Source organism: Streptomyces sp. NPDC052012 (assembly GCF_040689265.1).
Classification (GTDB): Bacteria; Actinomycetota; Actinomycetes; order Streptomycetales; family Streptomycetaceae; genus Streptomyces.
On sequence record NZ_JBFAXA010000049.1, the window covers coordinates 1 to 9,803 of the forward strand.

Below are 9,803 nucleotides of genomic sequence, written 5' to 3' on the forward strand. Positions count from 1 at the left end.
GTGTCCGCCTAGCGCAAGCTGCGGGAGCCCGTCGACGACCACAGGGTCTGAATAAGGGGACAATCTCCCTAATCACGGACATCAATGCCAACAAGGGGTTGCTATTCCCCGTCGGAGTTAGGACCATCTCCGATCTCTATCATCTCGCGTGCGGTCATCGTCTGCGCCGTCAACATAGGCTCCCTAACCAGGAAACCGCCCACCGCTACACGCGGAGTTTGATGGATTTTGTCGAGTTGCAGCAGATTCGTAAACGCTATAAAAGCCTCTTGAAGGCGCTTCCGTGGTCTGGGCTGGTTGCATTGGCGGCTGTTCTCGGATTCGTTCTTCTGGCTCACAAGGATGAGTCGCCGCCAAAGGTCACAAGCCCTCTCCCCGTACAGATCTTCTTCACAGAAGACAAGAAGGCCCTACGCTCAGAACAATGGCCAGAGGGATGTGCTCGGAAGGTGCCGCGTGGCACCGCAGTAGGGGGATCGCTTAAGGAGCCAGAGGTTGCCATTCCCAGAGTTGACGATGGGTGCCCTCAGCATCGCGGCACTGTCTCAACGCGCGTCGGGGTGGTGATCTACCCGAAGTGACCCTCGCAAGGGATCGACGGGAACCTCAGGCCGCACAATTCGACGCCGGTCATTTCCGGCTGGCTTGGTTCTCAGCGCGCATCATGCGCCGCAGGCTCATCCGCGCGCCGGCCAGATCGTCCTGGAACTCGCTGAGCTGGTCGGTCAGGTCCTTGACGCGGGCCAATGCCTCGTCGCGCTCGCCCTGCAGGCGCTGGTTGTCGGTGGTGAGTTCGTCGACGCGGCTTCCAAGGTCGGCGGCCCCAATCTGGGCGAGTTGCTGGCCGAGATTTCGGCGGACGGCGCCCTTCAGGCGCTCGACTTCTTGGCGAAGGCGCCGGTTGTCCTCCTGGAGGAGCTGCTTCTCCACCTTCCATCCAGCCGGTGCCTTGGGTCCAGCGTGGGCATTGTTGGTCGCGGCGCGTCCCTGACAGCGCCGGGCGGCCTCGATGTGCTCGCGCACGCCCTCGGCGTAGACGAGCCAGTGGGAGACGTTCGCGGCGCGGGCCACGCCGGTGAAGGTGACCGGCTCGTTGTCGGTGAGGAGTTGGTCGACGACCGCCAGGACGCGGGCGCGCTTGTCGCGCGAGTCCTTCTGCCGCGCGTCGCGCAGGACCTGGGCGGGGGTGCGGGACTCATTCATCGGTACTTCTCCGGGCGGGGATGGAGGGTGTTTTCGTCGCGGAATCGTTCCGGCCCGCCACCGCCGCGGGCCCGCGATGGCAGAGGCTCCTCCACCAGCCAGTGCAGGAAGCGCGCGAGCTGCCGCACGGTGATCTGTGCCCATTCCAGGCGGTGGAAGGTGCAGTACGACAGGTACAGCGCCGCCCGCCCGGCGTACGTCCTCTCCGTGTTGTATGCCCGGCCAGCGTCACGCAGACCTGCGAGGAACAGCGAGCCTTCACGGTGGAGGGCATAGTCGTCAGTTCCGACGATCACCCACCCTGTCTTGTCCTGGTCCAGCGTCGCCCGCTCTGCGCGGAACGACGTGACAAATGTGCCTGCGATGCCGAACACCCCTTGGATACCGATGATCCGCCCAGTTCAGCATGGATGTGGCTGACGTGGCTGTCGAAAAGATCACGGTGAAGATAAAGGGGTAGGAAGCGGAGTAGTGGTGCTGGAGGACGAAGGCCTTGGCCTCTTCCTCGGGCAGCGACTCGACCGTGTAGCGGCGGGCGTCGAAGCCTCCTTCGCTGACGTGCCTCCATGACGGTGTGCGCTGCTGCCACCTTTGGCACCAGTCGGATGCGGTCGGGATCTCCGTCTGGATCGCGAAGGGCAGCTGCTCGCGGGAGCTCGAGGCGTCGGTGGACCTCACCGGGGTCTCCTTGTGGGCAGAGCCCGCCAGTCCCAGGGGCCGGACCGCGTGGCCGGCGGCCCCTGGGCGGGCGGTGGGGTGAAGGGGGTCAGGCGGCCAGCGCGACGCGGGCCAGGTAGTCGTCGGCTGCGCCGGCGCCGAGGTGCTGCCGGACGGCGTCGCCGCGGTTCCAGACCAGCGGGCCTTCCTCCCGCTCGAGGCGCTCGGCCTCGGCGTAGACCTCCGCGAGGCTGTGGCTCTGCTTGAAGCGGTGGCCGATCTTCGCTTCCAGGTCGCGGTAGCGGGCGGGCAGCGGCAGGCCGAGAGCCCAGCACAGACGGGCGGCGCGCACGAGGACGTCGAAGGGGGCCAGGACGCAGAACACGCAGGACAGGCGGGGGATCAGGGCGTCGTAGACCGGGTGGTACTCCAGCCCATGTGTGGCGATCCCCTGCCAGACCTCGCGGTCGGTCACCTCGAAGATGGGGTGCCAGGTGAGCACCATGCGGCTGTTCGCGCTGGTGCGCATGTCGATGGCCAGGCGCTGCTGCTGGCGGCGAGCAATACTCGATTCTGCCGAATGCGTCCATCGCGTGAATACGGACAGTGACTGCGGTCGGGACAACCATGGTCCTTGCCCGATCTGCGCGGGTTGGTGGTCTCGCTTAGCGTGAAGGTAAGGGATAGCGCAAGGGGCGCCAGGGGTGATGTGTGATGGACGTCGCGACGGAGCTCTGACCGCATTTGCCGGCGGCGCGCGTGGTGAAGCTGGCAGGCAAGCAGGCCGGGGCGCGCCGGTTATGGGGCGCTCACTGAGGCATCTCGGCGGCTCCTGAGAGCCGCTGGCCAGTCTGCTGGTGTTGCACCTGAATGGGAGAAAGCCATGAGCCGTAACGACGGCGAGCTCGATGCACCTCTGGTGTCGAATACAGAGGGAATATTTTCACGAGTTCCGTTGGACGTTCGCTATCCGCCGTCCCAGGCTGAAGGTTCGCTGCCCAGCCGACAGGAATTCCGATGGCTGGATGACATGCACCCGTTGGCGCGGCAGAGGACCTCTCTTGCGCTGCCCGACAATCCCTCCTCTGTAGCGGTGATTGACTGGAACGCGGCCCGCAATACGATAGCCTTGTTCGAGGACGTTCGGTCTATTCGAGATCCCTTTATTGCTACCCTCGACTTTGCGACGGTCGTCGGCGGTTTGCTTTTCTATGATCGACTACTGTTGCTCGACTATGATGATGTCGCAAGTCGATTGAATGGTTTGTTCAGGTTGGATGACACGGTTCAGGGAATAGACCCTAAGGAATCGAGCCGACCCGGCATTATCGGCATGCGCGATCTCATTGAAAGGTACTTTCTTGATGCCCAGACGGAGCTAGACGAGGCTACCGTCGCGGACCGTCCGTGGATCGGGTGGTTGCGCGAAGCTTGGGGTGAACTATTGCCGCATAATGCGTTTCCGCGCCACGACAGTGATGCCTACGATCAGTTGCACGGTCACTATAGCGGGTACGACGATCGCACCGATGTTGCTTTCGATGCGCTTTTTAACCTGCGAGATGGTTCCTATCGGGCGCGGGAAGTTGACTTCAATAAGCTAATTCTGGACAATGATGCCCGTTCGCTTTGCTACGAGATAATGCTTGAGCAGTTTCGCATTTACCTGGATCCACGGCGTATCCTGACGTTCAGATATCTGGCGAACCCGCTGCGTACCCCGATCCAGCTCGCCCGTGCTCGCCTTGCGTTGGCGGAGCTTCGCTCACTGCACCCTCCCGCCGAGGACTGGCTGCAAGAGCAGTGGGCGCAGTTGCTGTCATTGCGTGCGCCGACGTTGTCGCTACAGGTGCCATTCTGGCTGAACGCCGTGCTTGCTACTGCGCCTACACGCCAGGACGTTCCCGGCGCAGTGCACCGCCTCCGCCAGCAAGCACGGCGATTCCGAGCACGGCGCCGCAAAATTGAAGAGGACCTCTTCGCCGGGCACCTAAGTAAAATTGACTCGATGAAGGCAGCTCTGCAGGGCGACATTAATCGAATCACCGAGGAGGCCTCCGCAGTCGCGTCAGGCATGCTGGATGTTTCAGATACCGCTATGAAATCTGTAACGCCGTTGCCGTTTGGGCCGAAAGCGGTGGCTTCCCTGGCCGCACCAGTTAGCGCAAACTGGTTCCGCCAGCAGTGGCTGCGGCTATTCCGTCCACAGTTGTGGGTTATGTATGACCTGGGGCAGCGGGCACAGCGCGTGACACGAATACTTCCTCTGATGTTCGAGCGGTTTGAACTTCCCAACGCCTATGCCGCAGAGCCAGCCGAGTTCCTCACCCGTTTCAGTCGCTTTGAAATACCCGTATAGCCCAAGATGTGCATGGCGTGACGGCTTTTCAAATCCGAGAGTGCTGGCGGAGGGCAATATTCGATTCTGCCGAATGCTCCAGCGAGTGACTACAGAGAGTGCCCGTCGTCGGGACAGTCATCGACGCCCGATCTGCGCAGGCCGGCGGTCTGGCTTATGGACCAGCGATGAGTACATGTCGACCAAGGTTTTCGAACTCGGTTCGAAATGCACACTCATCCTCACCCGTCGGCGCCTGGCAGGGCTCCTGCTCGACGTCGAACCGGCCAGGCGTCGGGGCGGTGACGATGCCGCCTCGGCACTTCCGGCAGCGGCCCAGCGCCGGGACTCCGCGTCGGTCAGCGGGGCGCCACAGTCGAGGCACTCGACCACGGGGCGATTCCGGGTGAGCGGGATGGGCAGGCTCGTCTGGTTGGGGGCTGGCGGGGCCGCGGTCCGGCGGTACCGCCGGGAGTGCGGTTATCCGCTCCGGTGACGATGGCGGCGGAGGCAGTGTTCTGCTCGGGTCGGCGCACGATCACGACGGTGGCGGCGACGTCAGCGGACCCGTGTCGAGCGTGCCCTGCCAACGGGCGCGTACGGTTCGGCGGGCGACGCGGGAATGCCGACACCCGAGAGGGTGCACGGCATCCCGCCCTTCGTCCCAACTCACCCCGGAATAGTGCTTCTCGGCCACGGGCGCGCCCGGCCGTGGGTACCCTGGCCCCACTTCGTTCGGTGCGTGACCGCACCGATACAGCTGGTGAAGGTGGGGGTCCAGTGACAAGCCTTGCACGTGTTCCGATCGAGGGTGGCGGCACGATCCTCTTCGAAGCGGCACCACTGTCCCCGAACGAAGGGCCGGTGAAGGCCGGACGGGTTGGGGACGCCGTACGCGATCTGCCAAACACGCTGCAGCAGGTGCTGGACCCCGTGCGCAATGCGGCCGCAGCGGTACTGGAACAGCTGCGGCAGGCCGGTCCGGACGAGGTCGAGGTGGAGTTCGGGGTGGACCTCTCGGCACAGGCGGGCGCCGTCATCACCAAGGGCGAATCAGCCGTCCACTTCAAGGTGAGGGTGCTGTGGCAGCGCCCGGGATTCGTCGGGAACACCGCCTGAGGCCCGGACCAAGAACATGGTCACCGTAAACGAGCCGCGTTCAGGCGACGAGGGCCTCGGCGGACCGGAACGCCCTGAGCCGGAAAGCCCCCAGCCATTGGAAGACAGCGGCCCTGAAGCCACTGAGCCGGAAAGCACCGATCCACCAGAGGACGACGGAACGGTGGACTCCAGCAGCGCGGACCGCATGGCCGCCTCTGTCGCCCGGATCGAGACCCAGGACGGCCACACCGCTGGCACTGGATTCATCGTCGCGCCGGACATCCTCCTCACTTGCGCTCATGTGGTGGCCCTGGCGGGGGAAGGCCCCGGCGGCAGGGTCCGGCTGGTCTTCCCGCACCTTACGGGCGCACCGCGCACGACGGCCCAGGTCCTGCACGAGGGATGGAGGGCCCCCGACGCCGAGGACATCGCGGTGCTGCATCTGGAGGAGGACGTCCCAGCTTGCGGTCGGCCGGTGAGGCTGGGGTCCGCGGCCGGGTCCCGCGGCCACCGGGTCCGTGCCTTCGGGTTCCCCGCCCAGGCCCCGCGCGGCGGGCACTTCGGCTACGGGCTGGCCGGGGATCTACTGCCCGCCGAGGCGGGGCCCGAAGCTGTGCTGCAGCTGACCGACGCCAACGACCTGACGACCGGCTTCAGCGGCGGACCGCTCCTGGACGACGTCACCGGCCTGGTGATCGGCATGGTCACCTCGATCACCCATCCGGACGAGCAGAGCCGCGGCCTGAACATCGCCTACGCAACGCCAACGCACGTCCTGCGCACCGTCCGGCCGGAGCTCGCGGTACGCGACCGCTGTCCCTACCGCGCCCTCGAACCATTCACGGAGCAACACGTCGCCTGGTTCCACGGACGGCAGGCCGCCGTGGCGGAAACCGTGGCACAGCTCCGCCGGCACCAGCAGGTGCTGTTGTTGCTGGGGCCCTCCGGGTCCGGCAAGTCGTCACTGGTCCGGGCAGGGCTGCTGCCCGCTCTGGCAGACGGCGGGCTGCCCGGCAGCGACCGGTGGGTGCCGCTGCTAGCCCGGCCCGGTGGGCACCTGGCGGCCGAGCTGGAACAGACCGGGCTCTCCGGGGCCACAGCCGACGGCATCCTGCCCGCTGTACGGCGCTGGTCGGCGGCCGGGCCCGGCGGCCGACGGCCGATCGTCATCATCGACCAGTTTGAGGAGCTCCTCACCGACTCCGGGGAGCAGGCGGACGCACACCTCGCTGCCGCCGAGGAACAACTGGCGGGGCTGATCCGCGCGCGGGCGGCGGCAACTGTGATCCTCGTCATGCGTGACGACTTCTACCCCTTGCTGGCGGCCCAGGCACCGGACCTGCTGAAGGAGGCCACGCCCGGGCTGTTCAACGTGCCCGCCGCCCTGGGCATAGCGGACCTGCACGCCATCGTCGCCGAACCGGCCCGGGCGGTCGGGCTACACGTGGAGGACGGCCTCGCGGAGCGCATCGTCGCCGACGTCCTGGCGGCCGATCCTGCCGCGGCCACCACCCGCCGGGCCCCTATCACACTCCTGCCCCTGCTCCAGCTGACGCTCAGCCAGCTCTGGGAACGCCGCCACGACGGTCGGCTGACGCACCGCGCGTACGACAGAATCGGTGGAGTCACCGGATCCCTCACCACCTGGTGCGACACGGCACTGAACCGCCTACCCGAGGCGGACCGTCCCACCGCCCAGCGCCTCCTCACGGCACTCGTACGTCCGGCCGACGCCACCAACGCTATCCCCGCAACACGTCGGCAGGTGGCCCTCACCGATTTGCGTGAGCTGGCCGGGGTCGCTGCCGGGCCCGGCCCCGCTAGCGAGGGCGACTTCGACCGGGTGCTCGCCGCCCTGACCTACCAGCGTGTCGTGACCACCCGGACCATGCCGCGGACCGACGGCACGCCGGGCCCGGCGACCGCCGAGCTCATGCACGAAGCCCTCATCCGCGAGTGGGGCGACTTGCGGCACTGGGTCGCCGCCGATCACCGGTTCCAAGACTGGCTGGACCGTGCCGCCAAACAGTACGCGCGGTATAAGGAAAGTTCCGATACCGGCGACTTGCTCGACGGCAGTGACCTGGCCGAAGGCATCGACTGGGCGAAAGAGCGCGGCCTGCCGAGCACCGTCGCCTCCTTTCTCGCCCGCAGCCGCCGGCAACAGCAGGCCGAACTGCGCCGCACACGCCGGGTGAACGTCGCTCTGTCCTGCTTCTTGGCACTTGCCCTCATCGCCGCCGGCGTCGCCTTTTGGCAACGGAAGGCAGCCATCACGGCCCAGCGGGTCGCCCAGTCACGGGAGATAGCGGCACAGTACACCGGTATCAAGAACAGCGACCCCGACGCCGCGGCACTGCTCGCGGTCCAGGCGTACCGCATCAGCCCGACCGAGGAAGCGGTCTCCGCACTCCATGCTGCTGCTGCGACCCCGCTGCGGAGTGTCCTAACGGGCCACAGTGCGCCGGTGTATACCGCCGCTTTCAGCCCGGACGGGACCACCGTCGCCACTGGTGGTATGGACGGCAGAATCCGGCTGTGGAGCGCCTCAGACGGCACATCACACAGGACGCTCGTCAGCCGGGCCAAGGCCGTTGTCTCAGTGGCCTTCAGCCCGGACGGGAGGACACTTGCCTCGGCCGACAATGACGGAGTGGTACGTCTGTGGGATAGACGCACGGGTGACTTGCGTGCATCTCTGACGGGCCACACCGGGGGCGTGTTATCAGTGGCTTATAGTCCCGACGGGCACATGCTGGCAACTGGGGGCGCGGATGGTACCGCGCGTCTGTGGGACCCGGTGACTGGACGAGTCCGGGCCGTTATAGCAGCTCACACAGGCCCCGTACGCTCGCTAGTTTTCACCCCAGACGGCGCTTCTTTCATCACGGTCGGCGAGGACAAGGCGGTGAAGGTATGGGAGGTAGCTACGGCCGCGGCACGCAGGACGCTCCGCGGCGATGACAAGTTCTACACGTCGACTCTCAGCCCCGACGGCCGGACGCTGGCTGCAGCGGGCGATGGGGACAAGATCATCTTGTGGGACCTGGCCACCGGAAAAGTGAAGAAGACGATCAGCACCAATTTCGTCCTCATCAACTCCCTGGACTTCGGAGCGGACGACCGGGTTCTGGCCGTCGGGAGTGACGAAAACGTCGTTACCTTCTGGAACACGGACTCCGGTAGCGAGCAGGACTCCTTAGTCGGGCACACGGACTTTGTGCTGACGGTGGCCTTCGGCCCCGACGGCCGGACGCTGCTTACGGGTAGCAAAGACAACTCCGCCCGCTTGTGGGACACGAGGACTGATGATGCGGAAAAGGTCCTGAGCGAGCCCGCTGGGGCGGTGCGGGCGGCGGCGTTCAGTCCGGATGGGCGCACGCTCGCCGCCGGCGGCGAAAAGGGCTTGGTCCGGCTATGGGACCCGGCTACCGGGAAGGCGGTTCGACGGCTGGCCGGGCATACCGCCCTGGTGAACTCGATGGACTTCAGCCCCGACGGCCGGATGCTCGCGACAGCCAGCAGCGACCGGACCGTCCGGTTGTGGGACGTGGCCACGGGCAGAGCCCTACGAACATTGAAGGGGCATACCGACTACGTTGGGGCCGTGGCGTTCTCGCCCGACGGCCGGACGCTCGCGACGGGCGGTAACGACGATGCCGTACGGTTGTGGAACACCACCACCTGGCGTATCCGGAAATCGCTTCCCGTTCCCGGCGGTGTCTTCTCAGTCGCCTTCAGCCCCGACGGCCGGTCCCTCGCTACCGGCGGCGCCGACAGTACGGCCGTCCGGTTGTGGGATTCGCGCTCCGGTGCGGCTCGCCGGACAATCATGGTGCGCACCCCCGGCGTGGCGTCCGTAGCCTTCACCCCAGATGGCCGCACGCTCGCCACCGCAAGCATCTCTAACTCGGCCGTGAGTCTGTGGGACGCCGCCTCCGGCACGCCCCGCCGCACGCTGGGCTACCACGACGGGTATGTCTACGCAGCCGTGTTCAGCCGCGATGGCCGCACTTTGATCAGCGGAACGGCAAACGGCTGGATCTACCTCTGGGACATGGCCACGGCACGGCTGCAAAAGATACTCACGGGCCACGAGTACGGCGTCTATGCCCTCACCGTCAGCCCGGACGGCCGCACTTTCGCCTCGGGCAGCGCCGACCGCACGCTCCGGCTGTGGCACCTGAGCTCACCCGATCCCGCCGCGGCCATCCGACATATCTGTCGTGCCCTTCACCGCGATTTCACAACGGAAGAGCGAACGATGTATCTCAAGGGCACGGATGTGGAAGGCCCGGTCTGCCCCTAGGTGAAACAGCATCACCTATCACGTCGCCATCGGCGCTCCGGCCACCTGGCTGCGTTCGCTACAGGGGCCGCTAGGACACTCGGGTGAGGCCTTCGGCGAGGCGACGCTCGCAAGAGCGTCAACTCCTCCCGCCCAAATGCTCACCCAAGGTCGTCACAGTCCGTGCCGTCGGGGGGCGAAAACCAAATGGACCAT

General features: G+C 66.1%; 6 protein-coding genes. 3 read left to right on the forward strand and 3 right to left on the reverse strand.

Annotation, left to right across the window (positions count from 1 at the left end; translation table 11 throughout):
* Window positions 1-630: 630 nt before the first annotated feature.
* From AB0412_RS35635 to AB0412_RS35645, 3 genes are all read right to left on the reverse strand, one after another.
* Window positions 631-1,203: a DUF6262 family protein gene (locus AB0412_RS35635; RefSeq protein ID WP_366406779.1), complete on the reverse strand. Its 573-nt coding sequence runs from the start codon at window positions 1,201-1,203 to the stop codon at window positions 631-633.
* Window positions 1,200-1,577 carry a hypothetical protein gene (locus AB0412_RS35640; RefSeq protein WP_366406780.1) on the reverse strand — a complete coding sequence of 126 codons (378 nt, stop codon included), beginning with the start codon at window positions 1,575-1,577 and terminating at the stop codon, window positions 1,200-1,202. Before AB0412_RS35640 ends, AB0412_RS35635 begins: the two co-directional genes overlap by 4 nt.
* 392 nt (window positions 1,578-1,969) lie before the next feature.
* Window positions 1,970-2,485 carry a phosphoadenosine phosphosulfate reductase family protein gene (locus AB0412_RS35645; RefSeq protein WP_366406781.1) on the reverse strand — a complete coding sequence of 172 codons (516 nt, stop codon included), beginning with the start codon at window positions 2,483-2,485 and terminating at the stop codon, window positions 1,970-1,972.
* Window positions 2,486-2,743: 258 nt separating this feature from the next.
* Here AB0412_RS35645 and AB0412_RS35650 point away from each other — a divergent pair, with 258 nt between their 5' ends.
* The 3 genes from AB0412_RS35650 to AB0412_RS35660 all read left to right on the forward strand — a co-directional run bounded on the left by AB0412_RS35650 (window position 2,744) and on the right by AB0412_RS35660 (window position 9,608).
* The gene (locus AB0412_RS35650) at window positions 2,744-4,219 is read left to right on the forward strand and encodes a hypothetical protein (RefSeq protein WP_366406782.1); all 1,476 of its coding nucleotides are present in this window, start codon (window positions 2,744-2,746) and stop codon (window positions 4,217-4,219) included.
* A 477-nt stretch (window positions 4,220-4,696) separates the two neighbouring features.
* Window positions 4,697-5,317, forward strand: coding sequence for a CU044_2847 family protein (locus AB0412_RS35655; RefSeq protein WP_366406784.1), 621 nt, complete (start codon window positions 4,697-4,699; stop codon window positions 5,315-5,317).
* 16 nt (window positions 5,318-5,333) lie between these two features.
* The gene (locus AB0412_RS35660) at window positions 5,334-9,608 is read left to right on the forward strand and encodes a trypsin-like peptidase domain-containing protein (protein WP_366406783.1); all 4,275 of its coding nucleotides are present in this window, start codon (window positions 5,334-5,336) and stop codon (window positions 9,606-9,608) included.
* Window positions 9,609-9,803 lie beyond the last annotated feature (195 nt).